The 398-nt window shown below is 72.6% G+C and carries 1 protein-coding gene; it reads right to left on the reverse strand.

Translation table 11 applies throughout. The features are described from left to right. Positions 1 to 119: 119 nt before the first annotated feature. Positions 120 to 398 (reverse strand): hypothetical protein (locus GVL52_RS32590; protein WP_200848063.1); only part of this gene is annotated, 279 nt, incomplete at its 5' end.

The following is a 398-nucleotide window of genomic DNA, read 5'->3' on the forward strand; positions in this document are numbered from 1 at the left end:
GGGCCCTTGCAGCCTCCCACCTTACCACCAAGCGGGCCCTGCGGTGCGCTTCCCGCGGCCCCGCGTTCCCTGTCGGACGGCGTCCTGCGCGACCGTTCGCGCCCGCCTGCCCGGCCGTGTCAGTCCGCCATCTGGTCGGCCCAGGCGAGCGCCTGCAGGTGGGCCCAGTTGATCTGCTGGCTGGTCAGGTGCAGCGTGGTCGCGGCCTGGTCGAACATCGCGTCGTCGCTGGACTCGCAGGCCTCCGCCAGGCGCAGCAGCTCGCCCAGCACGCCCTCGCGGCGCAGCAGCGCGGCGGCCACCGGCTCGGGCACGTGCAGCAGCCCGATGGCGGACTCCATCGGCATGCTCAGCATCACGTCCAGCATCGAGAAGATGCCCACGACGAAGGCCTGGTC

The sequence above is a fragment of the Rhizobium sp. 18055 genome, from assembly GCF_902706285.1.
Classification (GTDB): domain Bacteria; phylum Pseudomonadota; class Alphaproteobacteria; order Rhizobiales; family Rhizobiaceae; genus Rhizobium.